This window comes from Psychrobacter sp. 78a-MNA-CIBAN-0178 (genome assembly GCF_040309625.1).
Lineage (GTDB): Bacteria > Pseudomonadota > Gammaproteobacteria > Pseudomonadales > Moraxellaceae > Psychrobacter > Psychrobacter okhotskensis.
Genome location: NZ_JBEOOZ010000007.1, coordinates 66,185 through 91,593, shown reverse-complemented (window position 1 = coordinate 91,593; position 25,409 = coordinate 66,185). Strand labels below are relative to the sequence as shown.

Annotated in this window: 23 protein-coding genes; 6 read left to right on the top strand and 17 right to left on the bottom strand. The window is 42.2% G+C overall.

Features of this window, described 5'->3' with window-relative positions; genetic code table 11:
* The first annotated feature begins 27 nt into the window (after positions 1-27).
* Both ompR and AAEY80_RS06510 read left to right on the top strand, forming a co-directional pair.
* Positions 28-786, top strand: coding sequence for an osmolarity response regulator transcription factor OmpR (gene ompR, locus AAEY80_RS06515; protein WP_025651114.1), 759 nt, complete (start codon positions 28-30; stop codon positions 784-786).
* 55 nt (positions 787-841) lie between these two features.
* A complete protein-coding gene (locus AAEY80_RS06510) occupies positions 842-2,047 on the top strand; it encodes a CobW family GTP-binding protein (RefSeq protein ID WP_051395056.1) in 1,206 nt (401 codons plus the stop codon).
* Positions 2,048-2,156: 109 nt separating this feature from the next.
* Here the strand turns inward: AAEY80_RS06510 and AAEY80_RS06505 are convergent, their stop codons facing one another.
* The 5 genes from AAEY80_RS06505 to ubiG form a co-directional block, all read right to left on the bottom strand.
* Positions 2,157-2,423 (bottom strand): DksA/TraR family C4-type zinc finger protein, encoded by a 267-nt coding sequence (locus tag AAEY80_RS06505; RefSeq protein ID WP_025651115.1) that lies wholly within the window; start codon positions 2,421-2,423, stop codon positions 2,157-2,159.
* Positions 2,424-2,600: 177 nt separating this feature from the next.
* The gene (locus AAEY80_RS06500; protein ID WP_025651116.1) at positions 2,601-3,395 is read right to left on the bottom strand and encodes a substrate-binding domain-containing protein; all 795 of its coding nucleotides are present in this window, start codon (positions 3,393-3,395) and stop codon (positions 2,601-2,603) included.
* Positions 3,396-3,637: 242 nt separating this feature from the next.
* Positions 3,638-4,474: a YciK family oxidoreductase gene (locus AAEY80_RS06495; protein ID WP_025651118.1), complete on the bottom strand. Its 837-nt coding sequence runs from the start codon at positions 4,472-4,474 to the stop codon at positions 3,638-3,640.
* Positions 4,475-4,635: 161 nt separating this feature from the next.
* On the bottom strand, positions 4,636-5,346 hold the full coding sequence (locus tag AAEY80_RS06490; protein ID WP_101212160.1) for an HAD family hydrolase: 711 nt from the start codon (positions 5,344-5,346) through the stop codon (positions 4,636-4,638).
* A 71-nt stretch (positions 5,347-5,417) separates the two neighbouring features.
* On the bottom strand, positions 5,418-6,302 hold the full coding sequence (gene ubiG, locus AAEY80_RS06485; RefSeq protein ID WP_350588082.1) for a bifunctional 2-polyprenyl-6-hydroxyphenol methylase/3-demethylubiquinol 3-O-methyltransferase UbiG: 885 nt from the start codon (positions 6,300-6,302) through the stop codon (positions 5,418-5,420).
* Between the two features lie 429 nt (positions 6,303-6,731).
* Here ubiG and AAEY80_RS06480 point away from each other — a divergent pair, with 429 nt between their 5' ends.
* A complete protein-coding gene (locus tag AAEY80_RS06480) occupies positions 6,732-7,352 on the top strand; it encodes a thiol:disulfide interchange protein DsbA/DsbL (RefSeq protein WP_350588081.1) in 621 nt (206 codons plus the stop codon).
* 229 nt (positions 7,353-7,581) lie between these two features.
* Here the strand turns inward: AAEY80_RS06480 and yjgA are convergent, their stop codons facing one another.
* The 8 genes from yjgA to mazG form a co-directional block, all read right to left on the bottom strand.
* Positions 7,582-8,094, bottom strand: a complete 513-nt coding sequence (gene yjgA / locus AAEY80_RS06475; RefSeq protein WP_101212158.1) for a ribosome biogenesis factor YjgA — start codon at positions 8,092-8,094, stop codon at positions 7,582-7,584.
* A 52-nt stretch (positions 8,095-8,146) separates the two neighbouring features.
* Positions 8,147-9,070, bottom strand: a complete 924-nt coding sequence (gene rapZ, locus AAEY80_RS06470) for an RNase adapter RapZ (RefSeq protein WP_037024744.1) — start codon at positions 9,068-9,070, stop codon at positions 8,147-8,149.
* A gap of 118 nt (positions 9,071-9,188) precedes the next feature.
* Positions 9,189-10,088, bottom strand: coding sequence for a pantoate--beta-alanine ligase (gene panC, locus AAEY80_RS06465; RefSeq protein ID WP_201577407.1), 900 nt, complete (start codon positions 10,086-10,088; stop codon positions 9,189-9,191).
* Positions 10,089-10,152: 64 nt separating this feature from the next.
* The gene (gene panB / locus AAEY80_RS06460; RefSeq protein WP_025651125.1) at positions 10,153-10,953 is read right to left on the bottom strand and encodes a 3-methyl-2-oxobutanoate hydroxymethyltransferase; all 801 of its coding nucleotides are present in this window, start codon (positions 10,951-10,953) and stop codon (positions 10,153-10,155) included.
* Between the two features lie 93 nt (positions 10,954-11,046).
* Positions 11,047-11,613 (bottom strand): 2-amino-4-hydroxy-6-hydroxymethyldihydropteridine diphosphokinase, encoded by a 567-nt coding sequence (gene folK, locus AAEY80_RS06455; protein ID WP_025651126.1) that lies wholly within the window; start codon positions 11,611-11,613, stop codon positions 11,047-11,049.
* Positions 11,614-11,680: 67 nt separating this feature from the next.
* Positions 11,681-14,026, bottom strand: a complete 2,346-nt coding sequence (pcnB, locus tag AAEY80_RS06450; RefSeq protein ID WP_350588080.1) for a polynucleotide adenylyltransferase PcnB — start codon at positions 14,024-14,026, stop codon at positions 11,681-11,683.
* Between the two features lie 166 nt (positions 14,027-14,192).
* Positions 14,193-14,585 carry a ComEA family DNA-binding protein gene (locus tag AAEY80_RS06445; protein WP_201606579.1) on the bottom strand — a complete coding sequence of 131 codons (393 nt, stop codon included), beginning with the start codon at positions 14,583-14,585 and terminating at the stop codon, positions 14,193-14,195.
* Positions 14,582-15,478, bottom strand: a complete 897-nt coding sequence (gene mazG / locus AAEY80_RS06440; protein WP_201616905.1) for a nucleoside triphosphate pyrophosphohydrolase — start codon at positions 15,476-15,478, stop codon at positions 14,582-14,584. The genes AAEY80_RS06445 and mazG overlap by 4 nt, the downstream gene beginning before the upstream one ends.
* A gap of 225 nt (positions 15,479-15,703) precedes the next feature.
* Between mazG and AAEY80_RS06435 the strand changes: the two genes are divergently transcribed.
* The 3 genes from AAEY80_RS06435 to AAEY80_RS06425 all read left to right on the top strand — a co-directional run bounded on the left by AAEY80_RS06435 (position 15,704) and on the right by AAEY80_RS06425 (position 20,234).
* Positions 15,704-17,185, top strand: a complete 1,482-nt coding sequence (locus tag AAEY80_RS06435; RefSeq protein ID WP_201616904.1) for a phosphohexomutase domain-containing protein — start codon at positions 15,704-15,706, stop codon at positions 17,183-17,185.
* Between the two features lie 237 nt (positions 17,186-17,422).
* Positions 17,423-18,823: a glycosyltransferase family 4 protein gene (locus AAEY80_RS06430; RefSeq protein ID WP_201616903.1), complete on the top strand. Its 1,401-nt coding sequence runs from the start codon at positions 17,423-17,425 to the stop codon at positions 18,821-18,823.
* A gap of 1 nt (position 18,824) precedes the next feature.
* Entirely contained in the window at positions 18,825-20,234 is a 1,410-nt protein-coding gene (locus tag AAEY80_RS06425) for a glycosyltransferase family 2 protein (protein WP_201616902.1), read from the top strand.
* A 75-nt stretch (positions 20,235-20,309) separates the two neighbouring features.
* Here the strand turns inward: AAEY80_RS06425 and AAEY80_RS06420 are convergent, their stop codons facing one another.
* The 4 genes from AAEY80_RS06420 to AAEY80_RS06405 all read right to left on the bottom strand — a co-directional run bounded on the left by AAEY80_RS06420 (position 20,310) and on the right by AAEY80_RS06405 (position 25,406).
* The gene (locus AAEY80_RS06420; protein ID WP_350588079.1) at positions 20,310-21,590 is read right to left on the bottom strand and encodes a UDP binding domain-containing protein; all 1,281 of its coding nucleotides are present in this window, start codon (positions 21,588-21,590) and stop codon (positions 20,310-20,312) included.
* Between the two features lie 25 nt (positions 21,591-21,615).
* Complete coding sequence (pgi, locus tag AAEY80_RS06415; protein ID WP_350588078.1) at positions 21,616-23,274, bottom strand: glucose-6-phosphate isomerase; 1,659 nt, start codon at positions 23,272-23,274, stop codon at positions 21,616-21,618.
* Between the two features lie 182 nt (positions 23,275-23,456).
* Positions 23,457-24,317 (bottom strand): UTP--glucose-1-phosphate uridylyltransferase, encoded by an 861-nt coding sequence (locus AAEY80_RS06410; RefSeq protein WP_350588092.1) that lies wholly within the window; start codon positions 24,315-24,317, stop codon positions 23,457-23,459.
* 111 nt (positions 24,318-24,428) lie between these two features.
* Positions 24,429-25,406: a DHH family phosphoesterase gene (locus AAEY80_RS06405; protein ID WP_350588077.1), complete on the bottom strand. Its 978-nt coding sequence runs from the start codon at positions 25,404-25,406 to the stop codon at positions 24,429-24,431.
* Positions 25,407-25,409: the final 3 nt, after the last annotated feature.

Here is a 25,409-nt window from a genome sequence, read left to right as displayed (position 1 = left end):
TAATAATTTTTATAAGAGGATGCCTGTATGCCTGATAATAACAGCCCCGATACTTTAACTCAGCGTATCTTAGTGGTCGATGATGATGCTCGTCTGCGTTCTTTATTACAACGCTTTCTAGAAGATGATGGCTTCGTCGTTCGTACTGCCCATGATGGCAGTCAGATGGATAAGTTGATGCAACGCGAGCTTTTCTCTTTAGTCGTACTGGATTTGATGCTACCGGGCGAAGATGGCATTAGTATCTGTAAGCGGCTGCGTGAAGACAATGGCGATATTCCAATCATCATGCTGACGGCCAAAGGTGGCGACGCCGATCGTATCGCTGGTCTTGAAGCGGGTGCGGATGATTATCTGCCTAAACCCTTTAATCCAAAAGAGCTGCTTGCTCGTATCAAAGCCGTATTACGTCGTCAAAATCGCGAGCTACCGGGTGCACCAAGTCATCAGCTAGAAGTGGTTGAATTTGGTCCATGGACGCTTGATTTATCGACTCGTACGCTTAAACGTGATGGCAATGTAGTTACCTTAACGACCGGTGAATTTTCAGTATTAAAAGCATTGGTTCAGCATCCACGTGAGCCATTAACTCGCGATAAATTGATGAATCTTGCCCGTGGTCGTGAATGGGGTGCGATGGAGCGTTCTATCGATGTACAAGTCTCACGCCTACGCCGCCTCATTGAAGACAACCCGTCACAAGCGCGTTACATCCAAACCGTTTGGGGTGTAGGCTATGTGTTCGTTCCTGACGAAGCTGAAGTTGAAACAGCAAAAAGTGAATAGTATTTACTTTATAGTTGCTGCTTTACACCCACTTATGACGATAGTTTAGACGACAATGGCTTTGACCACATCTACCATGATTCAAAACATACCCTGCACCTTGGTGACAGGGTTTTTGGGTGCGGGTAAAACTACCGTCATCAACCAGCTACTCTCTAGCAAGCCCGCCGATGAGCGCTGGGCTCTATTGATTAACGAGTTTGGACGTATTGGCATTGATGGCGCGCTGCTAGCAAGCGCACAAGAGAACAACGTTGATACAGGCAGCATTGCCATTCGCGAGGTCAGTGGTGGCTGTATTTGTTGCACCAGTCAGCTGCCCCTACAGATTGCGATTACCCGCCTGCTTAGCGATCATCGTCCGCAGCGCCTTATTATAGAACCCACCGGATTGGCACACCCACGCGAGTTGATACAACAACTGAGCGCGCCACATTGGCAAACAGCACTCAATATGCAGGCTGTAATAACGGTGCTAAGTGGCGGGCAATGGCAACAACAAAAGTATCGCTCGCACGATGGTTTTCAAGCGCATGTCCGTGACGCTGATGTCTTGGTGATCAATCGCTATATGCAGCTGAGTGAAAATGAGAGGCAGGCGTTACAAGAATGGATAACACGGCTCAATCCTGACGTGACCACTATCTGGACAGAATCTGAGCCTCACACCGTGGATGATCGCTCAAATAAGATAACTGCTTTGAATACCGCCTTATCAATGCTGATAGCACAGCTGACCAAACCAAGCCATACCATCTCTCGGCAACGCGCTACCAATAAAAGCCAGCCTAATCAGATTCGCATTTCCTTACAGCCACTTACTAGACAGCCACTTACTGGCTTGATGTCTAATCAAGCTATACAAAACAATGAAAGTCATGACGGCATAGCGGCAGATACTGAGCTCCCCTACCGCTATCACGAACAACAACAAGACATGCTGTTAGGGGGCTGGCGCTTGCCTGCACATTACGTATTTAACGCTGATGGTTTACAAGAATGGTTGTTAAAATTGCCTAACTGGCAACGTATTAAAGGCATGGTTCATACCTCTGACGGCTGGTTAAAGATTAACTTTACACCTGACAGCTTGACTATCACCACGACGAGCGCCCACATCGATAGCCGATTAGAAGTCATTTTGCAGACCGATAATGATTTGCCGATAGACAACGTTAGGTCAACCATCAGTCTTAGTAAAGATGATTGGCAGGCTTATGACCAGCAGCTGATGGCGCTGGTGCTTGAAGACAGACTCTAGTTACCTATAAAAAGACTACCTTTCAAAAAATGCCACACTCACAAAAAAGACCACCGTTGCTAAGTAAAATAGCAACGGTGGTCTTTTTTTATTGATTCGCTTTTACAAATTAGCGCAATTGGCTGTCTTTACTGCCGCGACGATTAAACAGCTCAGCTGCTCTCGCCTCTTGTTCAAGTTCGCTTTGGCAACTGACACAATGCTGTACACCCGGTAAAGCTAGGCGCCGCGCTTCTGGAATAGGATTGCCACATTCATCACAGAACTCTGCACTCTCCCCTTTCGGTAGCGCACTGCGTACTCTGTCTAGAGCATCATTGACCGTTGCATCCATCTGTTCGTGCTCAGCACCATCTCTTGACCAGCCACCTGCCATAATCCCATCCTATTTATTTTTTAATGATCATTGCTTTATAGATAAATTCTTTAATAACAAATAGATGGGGTGGTTATTGCTAATTACAATATGCAAATAACAAATGTGTTTGAACGATTAGTGAGAATTATATTTAGGGTATTTACTTTTTAAGAGTGTATGCCTAAAACCTTCTACTCAGCGTTGCCACCCTTCTGTTTTCATGATTTTTTGTCCTTTTTTAGTGATTAAAAAGTTAAGAAAATCTTTTGTTTGAGGATCAGCTTTTGGTGATACAACGATGTTTAAATCACGCCAGATAGCTCGATCCTTATCTATACTAACCATGTCCATATCTTTGGAATTATTAAGCGGCCAATTCGGCCAAGTTATCCAAGCATCTGCTTTTTCATCTTTAAATGCTTTAAAACTGGCTCCAGATCCTAAAGAATACGCTACTATATTATCTCGAAAACGAGCAATATCGTTTAAGCTTCCTTTGCGTCCTGCGAGATCCTCCCAAACTCCAGTACCCGAAGTGTTATATGTTCCTTTACCTTCGGTCACAACTATTTTAATCCCCTTAGCTAATAAATCATCAAAGCTACGTATATTTTTAGGATTTCCTTTTTGTACAGCTATGATTGCTGGTCGGATATAAATGGGTTCAACTTTTTCATGATCAAAAGTTTCGTATGTCTCAAGAAATGCAGTCATTGATTGCTCAGAAGTTCCCCACAGAGCATCGGCATCAGCTTGAGCGTCAGCCGACCATTTGTCTTCAGGTCCTGCTATTAATTCTACCTTGGTACCACCTTGCTTTTCCCAGACATCTGCCACTTTTCTTAAAGCGGTATGTGGGCCACCTGCTCCATACAGCTTTATGACACCATCCTGAGGATTGTGCTCGATGGAAGGATCAAAAAGCGTGGTTTGCGCAAAAGCTGAAGTACAACTTAGCAGCACACATGCAGCAGCAATGGACTTATTCATAAGTATTATCCTAAGTAAAAATCATTGGTAGTTTTGACAAAAAACAGAGTCGTATTTACTATAAAACAGATATCTTGCTGTTGGTATATATTTTTTGTAGCTTCTATTAGCACATCAAGCAACTAAAGAAAATTTATACCAGTTTCGCATCCTAGTACGACGCATCTATTTCATTTAGTATCAACTATAGCTACCCAAATTACTTTTACGCTTTGTATTCATGCAAGTTTAAGTAACACCTCTTAATCTTTTGGCTGTAGCTCAACCACTTGCCCGCGTACACCAATACTTTCGTTACTCATCAAGCAGACGTAGGCTGACATGATGTCTTCCGGCGTTTTTAAACTCATGGGATTTTCTCCTGGATAAGCATGAGCGCGCATATTGGTACGCGTTCCACCAGGATTGATACAGTTAAACCGCAAATTCGTGGTATTTTGCGTCTCTTGAGTAAAGATATCACTCATCCCTTCGACGGCTTGCTTGGAGAGTGCATAAGCGCCCCAAAATGCACGAGGATGGGTACCAACCGTGCTAGACGTAAAGACAATAGAGCCATGATCAGCATCTTTTAATAGCGGTAACAACGCTTGCGTGAGCATAAAAGTCGCCGTAAAATTGACCTTCATCACTTGGGCAAAGATATCGACGTCATACATCTCAAGCGGCGTCAATTGCCCAAGCATGCCAGCATTATGTAAGATACCATCGAGCTGACCCACTTCTTTATTAATCAGGCCTTCTAACTGCTGCATATCTGCGTAAGTTGCGCCTTCTAAATTCATCGGTAGCATGGCTGGCTGCTTGCCACCCAAGCTCTCAATCTCATCATAGACGTATTCAAGTTTGCTACTTGTGCGACCCAATAATAGTACCGTAGCACCATAACGGGCGTAGGTTAAAGCGGCGACGCGCCCAATACCATCACCTGCCCCTGTGACCAAGATAGTCTTGCCGTCTAAACAGTCAACAGGTGGCACAAACTGACGAATATCGTCGTGCGTTAAAGGCTGTCTAGGATTTTGCGCGGCTGCTTGATGATTCTGCTCGGTCGCTGACTGTTTAACATTGTCACTCATAGTATGACTCACTGCGTATTATTTATTATTAGAGGTATTTGCGTTCAAAAGCGTTTATTTTCAGAGATGCGCGTTTACGAGCAAATATTTAAGATTACATATTTATAAGATATTTGCTTGTAAATGCTTTTTTATGACTGATTTATTGATAAGTGTTTTAGTTATAAATATTCAAACTTACCAGAAGACAGTAATAGCTTATTCAACTGCTCAGGGGTATCCGTAATATAATCAGCGCCCCACTTCTTAAGGTTTTTTTGATCTTGCGGCGGAATATAGCCATAAGCGGCCAAAATTGTTGACATACCAGCGGCATTGCCAGCATCGATATCGCGTATATGATCGCCTACATAGAGCACGCAACCAGCAGCGCCGCGCGGGATACCAAGTTTTTCTAATGCCATATACATCGGCTCTGGATCAGGCTTAGGGCGCGATACATCTTCAGGACAGACCAAGGCAGCACAGCGCTCATCCAACTGCATTTTCTGTAACAGCTGCTCTGCTAGATAACGCGGCTTATTGGTCACAATACCCCAAGGCACACCTTTTTTCTCAAGCGTGGTCAGGACCTCTTCTAGCTCGCTAAATACACAGCTGTCCACACAAATCTCTGCTTCATAATCATCTAAAAACTGCTGGCGAAAGCCAAGTAAAGCTTCTTCGCTGACACTGTCTTGACCATTTTGATGCAGCATAAGCTTGACCATGGCTGACGCACCAGCAGAGACTTGCTCTCGAATAAGTGCTTCAGGTGGGGCTTGCCAATCATTTTCGCGGCTCATTTTAGCAATAATCCGTACGAAGTCGGCAGCGGTATCGATTAGCGTCCCATCAAGGTCAAATAAAACGGCTTTGACGAATTGGCTCATAAGGCATACTCTTTTAATTGGTGAGGTGTTTGGCGCATTAATGATGGGACAGTAGGCAATTAGTTAAGCTATTAAGCCATTGGTTTTTGTACCGCTATCATATAGTTGACATCGACATTTTGTGCCAGCCAATAGCGCTTAGTCAGTGGATTGTAATGTAGTCCGGTAATATCTTGGCGCGTAAATCCAGCAGTAACCGCCATCTTATCAAGCTCAGCAGGCGTGATAAATTTGGCATAGTCATGGGTGCCACGATCCAGTAAACGCAATACGTATTCGGCGCCCACGATAGCAAACAGATATGACTTAGGATTGCGGTTAATCGTCGATAGCACACAAACACCACCAGGCGCTAATAGGGCAAAACAAGCTTGCACAATCGAGCTTGGATCAGGCACATGCTCAAGCATTTCCATACAGGTCACCACATCAAACTGACCCGCATGGGTTTTGGCCAAATCTTCTACTGGGATATGCTGATAGCGAAGCGTCTTGTCTAAACCACTTTGCTCTGCATGAATCGTCGCCGCCTTTAGGTTTTCAGTCCCTAGGTCGATACCGGTCACATCAGCACCGCGGCGTGCCATCGATTCAGATAATATGCCACCGCCGCAACCGACATCGAGCACTTTTTTGCCCGTCAATCCCATCTCTGCAGTCTTATTAGCGTTTGTACTATCATCGCTATTTTGATAGCCGCGCTTAACGTTTTCTTCTATCCAATTTAGGCGAAGCGGATTGATTTCATGCAAGGTCGCAAACGCACCGGTAGTACTCCACCATTCGCTCGCCAGTTTATTGAATTTGTCGACTTCGCTAGGATCTACATTTATCGTGGTAGCCGTTGTACTATCAGCAACAGTATCATCAGCAGCAGTATTGTTATTATCAGCAGCATCGAAATGGCTGTTCGCTGGATCATTCAAAGAAGGCGAAGAAGATAAAGCTGAGCTCATAGCGTTTTCCTTTAGAGTTATTATCGGATACAGTGCACAATTATATTGTTAATATTAGCATGCGAGCGCCATTTTTGTCGTGAGTACATCGTCACCGATTGTGAGTAAAAGCAGAAAATACTTACATATCATGTCTATAGCGCAGTGCTAACTTGATGGTAACCGATATCTAAAAAGCCTCTTTGCAAACGTTATATGATAAAATTTTTAGTCATAAGAGTCATAGGTACTGTTAAGTAAGATACCTTAAATAATAGCTCACAGCTTTACAACCGTTAGTTAAGAATCGGGTTCACAACCATACCTGTTTTACGTTATTATAGTCGGTACTCTGATATAGGTTGATTATACTAGACGCTTTGTCATTTATATTATCAAACCTATAGAAACTCCTAAAAACTCTCAGCCTCTACCCCTCAAGGAAAAAGTATGAAACGTGTCATTGCATTGACTGGTCTGACTTTTGCTATTGGAATAGCCAGCATGGGCGCCCAAGCAGCCGATTATGTCGCCGGAAAAGACTATCGCGTGCTAGACAATCCAGAAAAAATCACTGGTGATGCTATTATTGTCCGTGAGTTTTTTTGGTATGGTTGCCCGCACTGTAACGCGCTTAATCCTCATATGGAAAAATGGGCAAAAAATAAAGACAAAGATGTGGCTTTCTTCAAAACTCCAGCAGCGCTCAACCCTGTTTGGGAAGCCAGTGCCCGTGGTTTTTATGCCGCTCAGCTGTTAGGCTATGAAAACAAAACCCATGATGCGCTCTTTGATGCGATTCATAAAGATGGCAAAAAGCTGTTTGATCAAGCCTCATTAAGCAAATGGTATGCAACCCAAGGCGTTGATCAAAAGAAATTCAATAGCCTTTACAACTCATTTGCCGTGGGTACAAAAATTGGTCGCTCACAAGCAGGCGCTAAGCGTTATCAGCTGTCTGGTGTACCAGCCGTTGTGGTACAAGGCAAATATGTCGTCACTGGTGAAGATGCCAAAGTACCTAAAGTGGTTGATTACTTAGTTGATAAAGCACGTGCCGAGAAAAAATAAGCGTTAATTATATTTAATTAAACCGTATTAACGCTGCACTAAAAAAGCCAATCATTAACGATTGGCTTTTTTGTATTTGCATTTTGATAAGCTTATTTTTCAGTACAGTTATTAGTAGTTGTGCAGATAATCGCTATGCTGCTATTGGTATAGTGAGTGAAAAGTAATATAGAAACATCTACACTCGGTTGTCTTGTACTACTTTTAAATTGAATCAACTATAGAATAACTAGCCTTTTAAATCCGATAAGATGGTCACTTCGCGGATATAGCTGGCCAAATCTGCTTTAGACTCCAGCATCAGCTCATCATCCTGCGTGTGCTTGGCGTATTCAATCCAAAGCAATAATTGATACAGGCTATTACGCTCAGAGACTTTATATTGTTTGACAAACTGCTTTAGCGTGCCTTCGTCATTGATATTTAGACGTTCAGACCAGCTTTCTATTTTAGAGACTTGTTCTTTTGGAAAGTAAGCATCGAATAAGGCTTTTACCAATTCATGGCGGTTTTCTTCGCTGATCAATTTACCGACGCGCTTGGTCTGTCTAATACGCGCATTGGCACTGGTAATGTCTGCTAATGCCATCAACTCCGCCATAAAATAATCACTGGCTGGCAAGTTTTTGAGCTGTTTTTTCGATAAGCTGGCGAGGGGTATCGATAATTGTTGCAAGCGCTCATGGGATTTTTTGAGTTCTGTGCGCGAGACGCGCATATCATGTTCTGACCAGTCAATCATAAAAGCGTTCCAAAATAATAAAATGAATAGATTCTTTAGCCATTGATAATCACTACCAACGACTTTTTTCGCGATGTTTCGCTACAACTTTCACGCCTTGCGGCATTGCAGCAGCCAGACGTCGCTGTAAGATATCGGTAATAAATACGGAGCGGTGCTTACCGCCCGTGCAGCCAATCGCTACTGTCACCGTATGGCGGTTATTGTGTAAAAAGTCGGGCAGCCAACGACTTAAAAATTTATCGAGATCATCGGTCATCTCAGCCACTTCTGGATAATCTGCAAAGAATGCGTCGACTTCAGAGTCAAGACCAGTCAAGGCGCGTAGCTCAGGATTCCAGTGTGGATTTGGCAAAATCCTAACATCAAATATAAAGTCAGCATCCACTGGGTTACCGTACTTAAAGCCAAAAGACAGCAAATTAATGACAATTTGATTGTCCATACCGACATAAGCACGCAGTGTGTCTTTGAGCTGATGGATATTCAGCATACTAGTATCAATTTTGATATCGGCATGGCTGGCAATAGGTTCTAACAGCTCAACCTCTTTTTTGATCGCGGCCGGTAGATTAAAAGCAATATGCCGAGCATTATCACTGTCAATATCTTGTGACATTAACGGATGGACACGGCGCGTCGCATTAAAGCGTGCGACCAAAGTGCTCTCTTGCGCGGTCACATATAGCACTTCAACAGCCTGCTTACCATAAGTCTGTTTTAGGATAGCATGGGTCGCTGCAAAGTTAGACAAATCAGCGCGCGGCGTCCGAATATCCACACCAAGGGCGATACGCTTAATACCACTATCGCTGACCAGTTTCTTAGCAGCATCAGGCACTAACGACAAGGGTAGATTATCAATAGAATAATAACCCAAATCTTCTAAGATATTTAATACAGACGTTTTACCCGAGCCGGAACGACCCGATACGACTAAAATACTTAGCCGCTCATCGTTCGGGGCAGCAAGCATTTTCTGCTCTGCTTTCTCGTTGCTTTTACTGTTTTTTTTACTGTCGCTTTTATCGTTACTGGCATCCATGATCCGTTACCCTGTCCATTGCATCCGTCAAATTACTGTGTCATAACGGTTAATGTACCGTTACTACTTGGTTGTCCAACAAGCGTGCCCGCCCTAGCCAAGCCGCGACGAGGATAATCAAATTCTCGTTTTCCACATTAAAAACTTCGGCATCATTAATGACCGATTTCAGCGCATCTGTTTTTACTTCTAGATAGTCAATGTTGAAGCCAGCGTTACTAATACGCTGAGACGTCTCTGCAAGTAACGCTTCAAATTCTGGCATACTCAGTTTATTACTCATTAACTGCTGTGCTAGACGTTGCAGCTCTGCATGAAGCACGGGGGCTGTTTCTCGCTCAGCTGCGCTCAAGTATTGATTGCGCGAAGATAGCGCCAAGCCGTCAGCAGCACGCACAATAGGCGCACCAACAATCTCAATGGGATAGCTTAAATCACGCACCAGTTGCTTAATGATGGCTAATTGCTGGTAATCTTTTTGTCCAAATACTGCCACACCAGGTTGCACGATATTAAATAACTTGGAGACAACAATGCCCACACCATCAAAGTGCCCAGGGCGCGATTGACCACATAATTGCGTGGTAATGCCGCCAGCAAGAACAGAGGTCGGTGGCGGCATTACTGGGTACATCTCAGCGATACTTGGGGCAAAGACATAGTCCGTACCAACTGTTGCTAGCTTGGCGACATCTTCATCTAATGTGCGTGGATAACTCTCAAAGTCCTCTCCTTCCCCAAACTGGGTAGGATTGACAAAAATACTTACCACCACGATATCGGCATACTGTTTAGCAATGCTGACCAGCTCAAGATGACCTTCATGCAGGTTGCCCATCGTTGGTACTAAGGCAATACGCTGAGCGCTATCTGGCTTATCATTTCTTTGACCACGATAAGGCTGTAGCGCGGCGCGCAACTCTGAAATCTGCTGATAAATGATTGGCATCGTTAAATATTCTTCTACTGATAATCGTAAAAACCAAAAGACTTATTAATACTAGCGCTACAGACTAGCTAAATTGGTGCTGCTCTGTTGGGAAACTGCCTTCGCGTACTGACTGCTGATAAAGGGCAAAGGCGCCTTCAATACTGCGCGCACTGTTACGATCATCAGTTAAAAAGTCATGAACAAAGCGCGGCACGCGTCCATGCACCATACCCAGCATGTCATGCATGACCAACACTTGACCATCCGTATCTGCACCAGCGCCAATGCCAATCACCGGTGCTGTAACCGCTTCTGTTACGGCTTTGGCGAGCTCAGCAGGCACACATTCTAATACGAGCAAGGCAGCGCCTGCAGCAACGACCGCTTTGGCGTCCGCCAGCAACTTATCAGCCGCTTCATCACCGCGACCTTGGATTTTATAGCCGCCAAAAACGTTGACCGATTGCGGAGTCAAGCCAAGATGGACACAAGTAGGCGTGCCTGCTTGCGCTAAGGTCGTGACCAAATCACAAAGCTCACTACCACCTTCAATCTTTATGACATGTGCGCCTGCTTGCATCAACTTGCGACTATTAGCGATCGCTTCTGGCAACGTCACATAACTCATAAATGGTAGGTCAGCTAAAATCAGAGCATGCTGATTACTACGGGCAATATTGGCTGTATGATAAGCCATATCATCAACGGTCACGGGCAACGTTGAGTCGTGGCCTTGTACCACCATACCCAAGCTATCACCAATCAAAATAGTATCGATCTGTGCCTTGTCCATCATGCGTGCAAACATCGAGTCATAGCACGTTAAGCAAGTAAACTTGGTGTCTTCTCTTTTGAATTTTTTTAAAGTAGATAACGTCGTCATATGATTCTCAATTAATCTGCAATGCCTTTATTTATCAATGCTTTTATGTATAGATATCTCTAATTATCATCGCGCCTGTGATTAGAAGCATTATCAGTCGCTCGATAATAATTGTAAGCCTGTCCGATCATGACTTTGCGGATAGCTGTCTATCGGTTTTCCTGCAATCGTCAGCTTTGGCGCGAGCTCTCGCAGCGGTATCAGGACAAAATTACGCTCAAGCAGTCCAGCGTGCGGTATGGTCAGCTGCGGCTCCGCAAGTTGTACGTCGCCATACAATAAGATATCAACGTCCAAACTACGCTCACCCCAATGACGTAAGCGTGCCCGCTTAGCGTGCTCTTCTAGCTGCTGGCAAAATGTAAGCAACTCAAAAGGCGGCAATATTGTCTTAAAACCAGCGACAGCATTAACAAAGTCGGGCTGGTCTTGTGGCCCCATAGGCGCTGAGGCATAAAATGAGGATACTCGAACCTCACGTATTTGCTCATGCTCTCGCAACCCTTGCAATGCCTGCTGTAAGTGCTCTACCGGCGAGCCTAACTCATTGGTTAGATTGCTACCTAAGCCCACATAACAGCTAACCCAAGTCGCCTTGTCCGTCTCGTCAGGTGTTTTATTATGACACTTAGCACTTTTATTAAAGTGATTTTTTATCATGAGCACTTTACTCTAAAACCTGCGGTCCATCACCATCATCAATATCGGTTAAGGTCGTTTATCAATACTAGACATTATCGGTACTGGGCTGACGACGACGGCGTTTCGATGGTACAGGGCCTTTATTATCAGTTACTTTAGTGTCAGTTGCCTTATTGCCATTAACCTTGTCACTTGCTTTACTAGTAACTGTCTTGCTATTGGCAGACTTTGACCCTGTCGTTTTAGCTGATCTCTTAGCTTTCGCAGGCGTAGTCGCTTTATTAGTTCCTGTCTTGTTTTCTGGCGAAGCTTCTACATGCTCTACCGTTTTCTCAGCTTTAGTATTAGCATTACTAGCAGGTTGAGCAGCTGGCTTAGGCGCTTTCTTCGCGTATTTCTTAGCAGTTTGTCCGTTATCGCTAGTTGGCGACTTTTCTGCCGTGCTTGCACTATTATCAACGTCTACCGTAGGCTCACGGCGACGACGCTTATGCGGTATCGGCTCGTTATTCATACTGACTAGCGCCGGTGACCTTGCCACCGAACGGGTCGGATAACTATTGGCTGCAGGTGACGTAACCTCTGGTTGTTTATCCTTAGGTTGCTGAGCCTTATTTGAGCGATCAGCTTTACCATCAGCTTTACTATCAAAGTTAGCATTCTGACTAGGTAGATCTTTCTCAGCTGTTGGACTCGACATCACTGCTTTTTTCTGCACGGACTCTTGACGAGGCTTAGGCTTATCAGCACTTGCTAGCTGCTTTTGTAATGGCGGCACGACTTTTTCATGCTCGATCACAAACAATGGCGCAGGCTTGGAATGATGGCGCTTATTTGCCGCTCGGTTACCGCTACTAGCAAGAGACAACTGCTGTAGCTGAGCAAGCTCATTACTGTCTTGTTTGACCTGCTGCGCGTTATAACCTGTGTCTTTACTACTGTCAGATTGCTTAGCAGCTGTAGACTGGCTGGCGGCCCGGCGACGACGTGATGGAATATTTGACGCATCGTTCACCATGTTCTGCTCATTGCCATTTTTTTCAGTGCCATTTCTTTCAAGGCCATGCTTTTCAGTGCTGCCATTGGCTTTGCTACGCTTAGTGTTTTGTTGATTAGATACCGACTCATCGGCTGTATTTGATTCTGGCTTTTGACGATTACGTCCGCGTCCACCACGCTGCCCTTTTTTATAGGCGCCGCGACGAATATTTTCATCAAACTCATCAATCGCTTGTTCCTGCTCTGATACAGACAAGGTTTGATAAGTTTGCCACCAGTCGCCCATGTCGTTGGTCGATTCTGATAATGGATGCTCAGCATCACCGCACTGCTCACGCAATAATAAAAAGTCAAAGCCTGCACGGAAGCGAGGATGCTCAGAGAGCTGGACAATTTGCTTGCTACGCGGGGCTGCAAGTTTTGGCTGCAATATCCAAATATCACGGATAAATTGCTCAGCAAATTTAGGAATAGCGGTTTTAATACGTTGACGGTCAATGACCTTGCCAGCCGCATGCATCTGCGCTTCAGCAAATGGCATATTGCGCTTTTTAGCTTTTTCTAACTGATGCAGATAGTTTTCCCATAATATGGCTGCATAGAAAAATGCTGGATTGATACTTTTGCCCGCTGCAATGCGTTTGTCAGTATTAATGGCCACTTGTTTCACTAAAGCGCTAGGCTCAGAAGGCGGATAAATAATTAAACTATCAATCGCGCCCGACTCAAATAATAGCGGTAATAATGGCACCAAATAACCACCGGTAAACATCTTTTGCGTTTCATCATAGAGGCGATGCGGTGATATTTGCTCAAGCAGCGCCCAGTTACCATCATGAAACTGATCGGCTAACTCGTCATCAAACTCAAAACCGAGCTTGGCTTTAAAACGTAACGCCCGCAATAGTCTTACCGGATCTTCTTCGATACGAACGGGCGCATGGCCTAATAGGCGAATGATTCTATTATCAATGTCTTCAAGCGCACCGCAAAAATCATGCACCACACCTTTTAGTGGCTGATAATAAAGCGCATTGATCGAAAAATCACGACGAGAGAAGTCTTGTTGGATATCGCCCCAAACGTTATCACGCAGAATCATACCGTCTTGATTGGTGGTACCACTGCTGGTCGGCGGACCACGAAAGGTAGCGACTTCGATCAGCTCACGACCTGAATACACATGCGCCAACTGAAAGCGGCGACCGATAATGCGGCAGCGCTTACCAAAGACGTCTTTGATCTCATGCGGCTTGGCATCAGTGACAGCGTCAAAGTCTTTTGGGCGCAAACCCAATAAAGTATCACGCACACCGCCGCCGACGATATAGGCGTCAAACCCTGCTCGGGTTAAGGTGGCAATTACTTCAGTAATGGAATTGGGTAATTCAGATTTATTCAGTTCTAACTGCTTGGCGGCACGCTCGGCCATGCATCTACTCCTCGCCGGTATTCTTTAACCACCCCTGATCAACACAGCGTTTATCAGGCGGATGTAACTGCTAGTTTAACAAATTTTGCGCGTGGTAGGTGCGTTATGACATTTAGTTACGTGCTATTTTGTCAATATTGGGGTTAATTAATGCAAAATAATGCTATTAATCTTGCACGCGTAAACGGGCTCGATTTTTCTCAATCGTTTTTGCGCCAATACCTTTTACCTTTGCTAACTCATCCACTGTCTTAAAATCGCCAAACATGTCGCGATATAAAATAATCGCTTGGGCTTTACTACTACCGATACCGTTTAATGAAACGAGCTCACCTTCACTAGCACGATTGATATTGACGGTAGATTGATCGCGCGCCTCTGTTTTAGCACTCTCTTGTGCCAACAGGTACGCATAAGCACTTTGTGGATTATCAAAACAGGGCGCGGCGTGTGCATTGCTGAACGTCAGGATAACCAAGGCTAGACAACAAGCCGCGCTAGATATTAAGCCGGTCAAACTGGTAAACCCAGCAAACGAGACTTTATGATAAGCGTTCATAACGATCGTTCATGTTGTTTCGCCGCTTCCCATAATGCATCCATTTCTGTTATATCGCTGTCTTCTAAACGCTTGCCAGCCGCAGCCAAATGCTCCTCAATATAGCCAAAACGTGATTTGAATTTATGCACACAAGTAAGGGTCGCTGTCTCAGCATCAAGGTTCAATTTACGCGCCACGTTGACCAGCGCAAACATGCAATCGCCCAGCTCTTTTTCAATCTCTCTAATATTGGCTTTGCTTATGTCATATTTATCAGCTTCTTTAGACTTATCTGTTTTAGAGTTCTCTGTCAGTTCAGCCTTTAACTCACTAATTTCTTCCTCAAGTTTTTCAAACGCTCCTGCTACGCCTTCCCAATCAAATCCAAGTTTTGATGCCTGCTTTTGTACATCCTGCGCCTGCATGAGCGCACTGCCCGCTTTAGTATTGTCTAGACGACGTTTGGGTTTACCACGTGCCTCGCGCGCTTGCTGCTCCTCTGCCTTAATCTCATCCCAACGAGCTTTTACCGCCACGTCATCTTCAAGACTTTCAGCCTCAAACACATGCGGATGACGCCGAATCAACTTTTCTTGTAAAGTAGTAATGACATCGCTCATATCAAAACGCCCTTGCTCCGCATACATCTGGCAATGAAAAACCACTTGTAATAACACATCACCAAGCTCGCCTTTGATATCTTCGTCATCATTACTTTGTACCGCTTCGCCTAGCTCGTAGGCTTCTTCAATCGCATAAGGAATAAGACTATGATTGCTTTGTTTTTTATCCCAAGGGCAATCACTACGTAGCCGTGCCATCAACGCCAATAAATCGTCTAACTCACCGCTAGCTACAGGTGTTCCTTGTACAGGTAACGGTGCTATTATTTCATTATCTAAAGTAGTCATAAGGGATGCTCTCATACCTTTTCTGTCATTTAGTTTGGTTAAATCGAGTATATAGCCATTTAATAGTTAAAGTGTATTTCGATGCTCAGAAAAAATCATCCCCTCAATAATGTATTATTTTTTAAGCAAATCGACTATAGTATAGTATTGAATGCTTATTAGCTTATAGTTGTGCTATCTACCTCATTATTTTATCACTGCTTTAGCGCAAGGAATCTTGTCATTATGTCTACTTCTGCGACCACTAACTATCAACCAACAACTGAATTCCAACCTATTATTATCAATTCATTTAAAGCTTATGATATCCGCGGCGAGCTTGGTGTCAGTCTTGATGAAGATATCGCTTACCGTATCGGTCGCGCCTTTGCACAGATTTTATTTCAGCGTTATAACGTAGCTGATGCCTCTACTGAACTAAAAAACTTAAATCCAGCAGTCGTTATCGGTAGCGATATCCGTGATTCAAGCGAGCAATTAAAACAAGCGACAATCAAAGGCATGATAGATGCAGGCGTCGATGTCATTGATTTGGGTATGACTGGTACCGAAGAGGTGTATTTTGCGACCAGTCACTATCAAGCGTTAGGCGGTATTGAAGTGACAGCCAGTCATAACCCTATTAATTATAACGGCTTAAAATTGGTAAAAGAGCACTCAAAACCGATTAGCGCCGATGATGGCTTAGCAGAGATTCAAGCGTTAGCAGAATCGGGACAATTTACCACTGCTAAGCCATCCGGAAAGTTGCAATTATTGACTGATAAAAGCGCTTATATTGACCATGCCATGAGCTTTATAGATATGGATAAATTGAAACCGTTAAAACTGGTTATTAATTCAGGCAATGGCAGTGCTGGGCCAGCGGTGGACTTATTGATTGAGAAGTTAGCACAAGCTAATGCGCCTGTTGAAGTGATTAAATTGCATCATGCCCCTGATGGCAGCTTCCCTAATGGCATTCCCAATCCTATGATTGAAGCCAATAGAGTGGCTACGCAGCAAGCTGTTTTAGAACATAATGCCGATCTTGGCATTGCCTTCGATGGGGATTTCGACCGTTGCTTTTTATTCGATGAAAGCGGTGAATTCATCGATGGCAGCTACATCGTCGGTATGCTTGCACAAGCATTTTTGAATAAATACCCAAACGAGTCAATCGTCTACGATCCACGAGTGATATACAATACTGAAGCAGTAATTAAAGAACACCATGGCAAGACCGTCATCAGTAAGTCTGGACATTCATTTATCAAGCAAGTGATGCGTGACTCTGGTGCTATATACGGTGGTGAGATGTCTGCCCATCACTATTTCCGTGATTTTTTCTATTGCGATAGCGGCATGATTCCCTGGTTATTGACCATTGAGCTACTCTCTATCACTGGTAAAACCTTATCAGAATTGGTCACAGGCTATATCCAAGCATACCCTAGCTCAGGCGAATTAAACTTTCACCTCACCACTCACGATGCACCAACTATCATCAACGCGATTGAAAAGAATTTTAGCGTGCACAATCCAGTCAAATCAACGCTTGATGGCTTGAGTCTGAACTTTGGAGAGTGGCGCTTTAATTTGCGGGCATCTAACACAGAGCCGTTGATCAGATTAAACATTGAAAGTCGCGGTGATAGAGAGTTATTAGATACTAAGATACAAGAAATAAATGAATGGTTAGCAGCACAAGGTGCGAGGCCAGCTTAACCTTAGTTCTCCATAACCGTACTTCTGAATATTATGTGGCTATTTACAGCTAATAGTATTCAGAGTATCTCTTAAATTGATCTTACTCACTATGAAAGTATACTAATACCCAATGTGTGGAATGATTACTTAGTAGATCTCTTGCAAAAGTACCAGTTCATTGACTTCCACTGACGGAGTTACAAGGGCTGACGATGACTTATGCAAGAAGTCTAGTACAAAACCAAGGTAGATAGCTTGTTTTTACTCAATCAAATAAATGCTAATTACTATAAGTATCAGGCAGAAAAAGCCTATCGAAAAAAAGACTGGCAGACCTGTATTCGCCAATTTTCTGGTGCCTTAAAACATAGATCTAAACTAACAGCACGCCAAGCTGACAGGTTTAATGCCGCCAAAGAAAAATATCAGAGTAAAAACCTTGATAAAGGAAAAAAAATAGCAGTTTGTGGCTGGGATTTGTCTCATAATGCCGCAGGCAGAGTTCTAACTTTAGCAGAGCTTTATCAAAATTGTGGTCAAGACATCTCTATTATTGGCTGTATTGTTTCAGTCAATCGTAAGCAGCCCAAATGCTTGTGGGAGCCTATGAAGCTTTCAAGCATTCCATGTGAATATATCACGGTCAAAGATGTTTCCGACCTAATTTACAAGGCTTATGAGTTTGTAAGCTCACATCCTTTCGATGTTGTACACTTATCAAAACCACGTCTTCCGAACCTCATTATAGGTAGACTTTACCAGCTAATTTGGAATGCCAATATCATTATGGATATTGATGATGAGGAATTAGGTTTCAGTAAAGCTAACGATAGCCACTTATCCATTAATAATATAGAAACTATCCGTAGCAACTATTGGCTTATTAGAAGTGTCCATCTATACTATACATTTGATGCAATAACTGTTTCCAATACTGCTTTACAACTTAGATACAGTGGTACAGTTATTCCTCATGTTAGAGATGCTAAAAAATTTATACCCTCTAAAAGGCTTAGTTCAATGATGCGCGAGAAATATGGTATTCCCTCCTCTCAAAAAGTAGTATTATTTTCCGGAACGCCTAAACCTCATAAAGGCCTAATTGAGACTGCACACGCTATTTCAGAGATATCAGGAGACAATCCTTTATTTTTAATTATTGGGGACTTTATTGATCAGAATTTTAAGGAAAAGTTAACCTCTATAAAAGGAGTTAACTTCAAATTCCTACCCAACCAACCCTATCATCTTATAAGCAATTTTGTCGCTATGGGTGACGTCTGCGTCATTTTGCAGGATCCTGACTCACTGATTAGCGAACATCAATTACCCGCAAAACTTATTGATGCCCTAGCTATGGGCTTAACTGTGATATCGACTCAAACACCCGCGTTAAACTCATTAATTGACGCTGGTGCCGTCATTGCAGCTGACAAACACCAACTACCATCGGTATTAATGCAAGCACTATCTGAACCGAGTCGAGCAGTGTTTAACCGAAGATATTTTTTGCACAACCTTAGCACCCAAGTCTTCACCCCTATACTTACAGGTGTGTTACACAACCTACTACCACAGAATCACCTGATTTGCTCAAACAAACATTACGATATGATAACTTTGACTGGGTCTCACCTACCTCAAAAAGGTACTTAACATGCCAAAATTCCTGCTTAGTTTTCCCTATTATCATAAACACTTCCGAGATCGTGAGTTTGTGAAAGCTTTGGCTCTATTGCCAAATCATCAGTGGACAGCGACAAGTAAACGGCGTTGGATGTGTGCGAGATTGGGCATCTATACACCGCTATTAGAATCTAAATGGCAAGGGGTTAGTGTTAGATCTGGTGTGGCTTATGCACAAGCGCTATCAGCATATGGCCATTTAGAAGAGTGTCAAATAGTTATCAAAAAACTTGAGAAGAGTCCATTCATATCTCGCTACAAGTCTGAGTTGATCCGAGAGTTTGCAAAATATAACTTACCGTTGGCTATCCAACTTATAAATACCCTCCCTTCCGCCAAACGTACAATCTACCATCATGGATTGCAATCAGCCTATCTACTTCAACATGTAGCTAAAGAAACCGAATCAAGTAGATTTTCTGACAGTCAAATAAATATATCGTATAAAAAGCTGATGTCAAATAGCGACGACTATCCAGACCTACTGTTATTAGACAGTAACTGGCAATCAAATAATAATGCAAATAAGTTATCTTACTTAAACCATTATCAAGCGCATTTTGGTTTACCTAATTATCAGCTTATTAAAAATCATGCGCCGTTTAGTAGTCTTAACTTACAGCTACTAAAGCCTCCTTACCATTCCCCTTTATCTATTAACAGAGAATGTCAATTTAAGGTCAGCATTTTGACCACTATGTATAATGCGAGCCAATATATACGCTCTACCTTAGAAAGTTTTTTAAACCAAAGCTGGCAAAATATTGAAGTGATTTTAATAAACGATGCCAGCACTGATGACAGTTTAAGTATAGCTAAAGATGTCGCTCGTACGGATGACCGTATAAAAATCATTCATCGAGATAAAAATATAGGAACATTTGTGGCAAAAAATCATGGCCTGAAATACGCATCTGGTGATTTTATCATTTGCCATGATTCAGATGACTGGGCACACCCTCTAAAGATAGAGCAACAAGTAATGCCATTATTTTTAGACAGCTCATTAGTGGCTACCACTTCAGATTGGATCAAAATTGACAACCAAGGAAGTTATTTCGCCCGTGCAGCCTTTCCTTACAAACAAAAAAACCCATCATCTTTGATGTTTCGGCGTAGTGCTTTAAAGCCTGCTTTACAAAATGGATTTTTATGGCAGCCTGTCCGTACCGGAGCAGATAGTGAGTTGTACGAGAGGTTTAAGTTATTATTTGGCAATCAAAGCATACATCATATTGGCAAACCACTAACGCTTGGTGCTCACCGTTCCGATTCGTTAATGAATTCAGCAAGTACAGGGATTCAGAATATTGAGTCTCGTATTCAAAGACTAGAATACTGGGAGAAATGGCGATTAGAACATATCGAAATGTTAAGATAAATACATTATTAATGATATTTAAGTTTAGTCTAATATTTTAGAAGAAAACCACAGGTAGAATTTGAAAACAGTATCTCACCCTATTCCGCGACCAATTCCTGTGTAATGGCTTTCTAGCTGCTGAATCTCCTCTTTACTAAGAAGGTTCTTAGCATCGAATATGGGAGTCTGGCTCTTATTAATTACTGAGATGTCTGGACGATATTCCTCCGACCAGTTTATGATAATAATAGCATCTACTTGCTCAAGATTTTCATAGGGAGAGTTGGCAAATTTCAGGCGCCTATCAGAACTATACTCTTCGCTCAATTCATTTTTAGCCAAAGGGTCATAAATAGTCGTAATGGCATTGTGTCCCCATAACAAAGGTAGAACAGTATGGATCGCACTACCTTTAGTTCTTCCTGTTCCCTTTTTATAACCGGCACCCCAGATCATCACAGATTTATTTGCGACGTGTGAATCAAAGTATTGCCATAACTTGCGAAAGATCAATTCTTTCTGATCACTATTTATATATTCTACTTCATCAACAATATTGGCAGACAAATTTAAACCTAGTAAGTGTTTTTTTAAAATCTTGGTCTCTTTAGGCAATGTGCTCCCGCCATATCCCCAACCCGCTTTCAAAAACCCTACGCCCAAGCGATCATCTTGCTTCAATAGCGTTTCTACCTCTAGCATGTCCACAGAACAATGATCAGCCAACCGCGCTAACTCATTGATTAAACTCAACTTACTAGCCATAAGATTCATCATACAACTTCGTGTAAACTCAATAGTTTTTAGGGTATGTAAATGGAAATTACTGGTACTATCCATAAATGTTTTACAAACCAGATTTTTCATTGCCGTATTTTCAGTTTTTTCACCTATTAATAATAATCTTGGTTTAATAGTGGCTAAAAAAACTGAAGCTTCATTAAGGAATACAAATGGAATATAGAATACATTTTCTGTATTAAGTCGCTTGCTAATACTTTCAATACGGCCTATCTGCACAATACCGCTTAAGCAAACATCGCAAGTTTGAGGTTCTATATATTTAAGGACTTCTTCTTGTAAACAATCTGTTAATTGATCTAAAAAAACCCAATAAATATCAAACGATGGCTGAGTTAATAGAAAGTTATCCAGCACTTGATAACTAAGACTGCCTTCATCGAGACTTTTTTGCCATTGGTTACACAATGTTTTATCAAACTGGTAGCGTTTTATATGTTCGTTTGCCGACTTAGACAATGCATAAAAGGTAACTGATAACCCAAAATGAGTGAGCGCCATAGCACCGGCTGCCGCTTTAGCATTATTACCAATAATACAAATACTACTGGTTTGTGTAGATGTTTTTTTCATAAGTTATTATCATGCTTCAAAATAGTTATAGGTTGCAAATACGTTTGAGCAAGGCATTCGTTGAGTCGTCATAATCCAGAGTATGCTGATGAATGGCGTCATTTAACTGACTCGCCATTACCTTACCAACTTCTACTCCCCATTGGTCAAATGGGTTAATACCCCACATGACAGACATTACGTAAACTTTATGTTCATACATAGCAAGCATCATACCTAAGGTTTTTGGTGACAGCTTATCAATCAATATCGTAGAAGAGGGTTGATTACCTCGATAGTTTTTATGCGTAGTGGATGTTGTGCTACATGGTTCTTGCGAGCCAAGAGCCACATTCCCAAATGCCAAAACTCGACTTTGAGCCAGACAGTTAGCCAAACTTAGTTTATGTTGAAGTAATAGCTGCTGGTCGATGTCTTGACGATTTTCATCATAGCGATTAATAAAAGCGATAAAATCGCAAGCCACATCTTGTGTACCTTGATGTAAAAGTTGGTAAAAAGCATGCTGGGCATTTGAACCAACTTCCCCCCATAATATAGGGCAAGTATCAAAAGTAACCTTTTGACCGCTTAGGTTAACTGACTTACCATTACTTTCCATCTCTAATTGAGTTAAATAGTTAGGAAAATACTTTAAACGCCCATCATAGGGTAAGACAGCTTGAGCATTTATACCTAAAAAGCTGCTATTCCATACACTAAGCAACCCCATCATCACCGGTATATTATCGGCAAAAGGAGTGTGAATAAAATGCTCATCCATCAAATGCGCACCAGCTAATAACTCACGAAAGTTTGCCATGCCAAGTTTTAATGCTACTGAGAGGCCTATCGAAGACCACATAGAAAAACGCCCACCAACCCAGTCCCATAGAGTCAATTGATTGGCTTTATGTATACCCCATGCATCCATTTTTTTAGCATTCGCAGAGATACCTATGAAATGATTTCTTTTGATACTCTTTTCATCATTATGACTATTAGACAACCATGCTAAAGCAGTTTTAGCGTTAGAGAGTGTATCAGAGGTAGTGAAAGACTTAGACGAAATAATAAAGACAGTGGTTTCAGGATTGAGCGTAAATAACAACTTATCTAACTGAGTACCATCCATATTAGAGACAAAATGGGCTTCAATGCTATTATACTCTAGCCCTTTTTGTATAATCTGCGCTTCTCCTGTCCATTCTGATAATGCCATACAGGTCATTAGTGGCCCAAGATCGGATCCTCCCACGCCAATATTAACGATATCTTTAATTGCTTTACCTGAATAACCTCTCCAAAGGCCAGACGTTAGCCTTTCTACGATAACGCCCATATTATCCAAGCTTTGATGCACTTGTTTAGTAATATCAACATCATCCACAACTAAGCTGGCACCTTTAGGTAGTCTTAAAGCGGTATGTAATGCTGGGCGGTTCTCTGTCGTATTTACTTTATATCCAGATACTAACTTATTAATCGCATCTCTCAAACCCATTTGCTCTGCAAATTCGATAAGCACTTTTTTAGTCGCTCTATCGATTAGCTGCTTTGAATAATCAAAGCACACACCTTCAAAGTCAATTAAGAAGTCTTCTGTTCTCTTATCATTATTTTTAAAAAGGGTCACTAAATCTGGGATTGTATTAGAGTGATCAATCAGCTTTTGCCATTGAGGCGTTAAGGTAGGATTATTCATAGTTTCTATCCAATATGGCATCTAAAAATACTCACTTTCGTTAGCAGTGTTTTTTATTTCTAACAAGTATCTGCTTAATTATTAAAAAAGTCGCTAATCAGCTAGTACTTGTCACTCATTAAAATGTGAGGGTTAAAACATAGACGCTAATTTATGGCGCAAGAACTCATCCAACGGACTCATTACGTCTGTTGCTCAGCAAAATAAGCAAATGCTTGCAAGTAGGTTGACATATTACCCGCATCAAAGCTAGCTCCGATCATGGTAGTTACATCAACTCTTGCTGATGCAATTAACGCATCAATAGCATCTGTCAGTTGGATCTCACCTTTTTTGTCAGGTGCTGTTCTATCCAGATAATCCAAAATCTGATGATCAAACACATAGCGTCCAACTACAGCCAAATTAGAAGGAGCATCTTTAGCCTCAGGTTTTTCTACAAAGCCAGCGACTGATAAACTCTGATTAACTTTAGATTTGCTATAAATTTGGTTTTTCCCATCTAGCCTTGCGATACCATATTTATGGATATTCTCTTTTTCAACAGGATCTACCAATATTTGAGAGTGCCCAGTCTCAGAGAACTTCTGAGTCATATAAGCTAGGTTTTGTTTTGCATAATTGGTTTTGAAGGGGTCAATCACCACATCAGGCAACAACACGGCAAAATCGTGGCCATCGATGATAGGCCTAGCCGCAGCGACTGCATGGCCAAGACCCAAACGTTTGCCTTGTCGTATGCTTGAAATTTTTACATCCTCAGGCAGCCATTGCAAATTATCTGCTAAAGATATTTTTCCGCCATCGCGTAAGGCTGTATCTAACTCGACATTGATATCAAAATAATTTTCAATAGCCTGCTTTTGTGGGTGTGTCACCAGTACAATATGTTTAATACCTGCTGCGATAGCTTCTTCAATCACATAGTGAATAACAGGCAGATTGCCCAAAGGCAAAAGCTCTTTAGGGATACTTTTGGACAAAGGTAACATTCGTGTACCAAAACCCGCTACTGGTATCACTGCGTGTTTTACTTTTCTAATTTTATTAGTCATGTCAAATTTATCCCGCTAAATTCTTTTAACTTTTATTATTAATAAGCACGTTTGCTTTATACTGAGATAACAAGATACCGAGATAATCAAGACTTGTCTCTAAATATAGTATGTACGTACCACCTCTATAAAGTGTCCTAACTCAGCCTTTGGTAGTTCGTTGACTCCAGCAGCTCCTTCACGGCCACCTCCAGTATTGAACTGACTACATATATTGCTTGCCCCATATGGATTAACTTTTGGTGCTCGCAAACTAATGGAATAAGAACCGCTTGCGTTGTCAGTGACTATCACGACAGGCTTATCTGAATGTTTCGCTGCTAACTGATTACCATACGTACCACTAATTCTACGGGCCCAAGGTGCATCCTCTAAGATCACCACTATAAGGTCATTATCAACCAACTGTTTACTTGTCTCAGCTTTCGCAATGTCTGCTTCATAACCTTGCTTTAGCAACGGATACGGAGAGTCTGGGTCCACAATAACATCAAGTGGGCTCTCGTAATTCACTAACCGCGTATAAAGTTCGGCAGGATCAAAATACAAATCAGCGACTGAGTTGCCATAACCGTTATAATTGACCAATACCCCCAGCTCTTTTAGCTGCTGACATTGCGCTTGAGTTAGCCCTAAACGCTCAACATATTGAGTGGCGACACTGTCCAAGCCATCACCATAAATCGCAGCTACTGCCCATAATATATGTTCGTCTTTTAATACATTATTAATTAACAACCCTGTACATACTGTGGGCGCTGTATCAATGACTGACATTAAATTATTATGCTCAAATAGCTTATCAGCTTTATGATGATCACAATAAAATAAGGAGTGACAATGCTCCATGACTCGCTTTACAGCTTCATGGTTTTTATCAAATGATACATCTAATACTGTGATCTTAGACTGATTTGCTAGCGCATTATCAATCTTACTAACTAAAGCAATATCACGCTTTACACCAGTAATAAGTATTTGCTGATCATTAGCAGTGATAGGATGAGATTTTCGCCACTGTATCAAAGAAAAAATACCGTCAGCATCACCATTAAACACATCTATATACTTACTCATTAT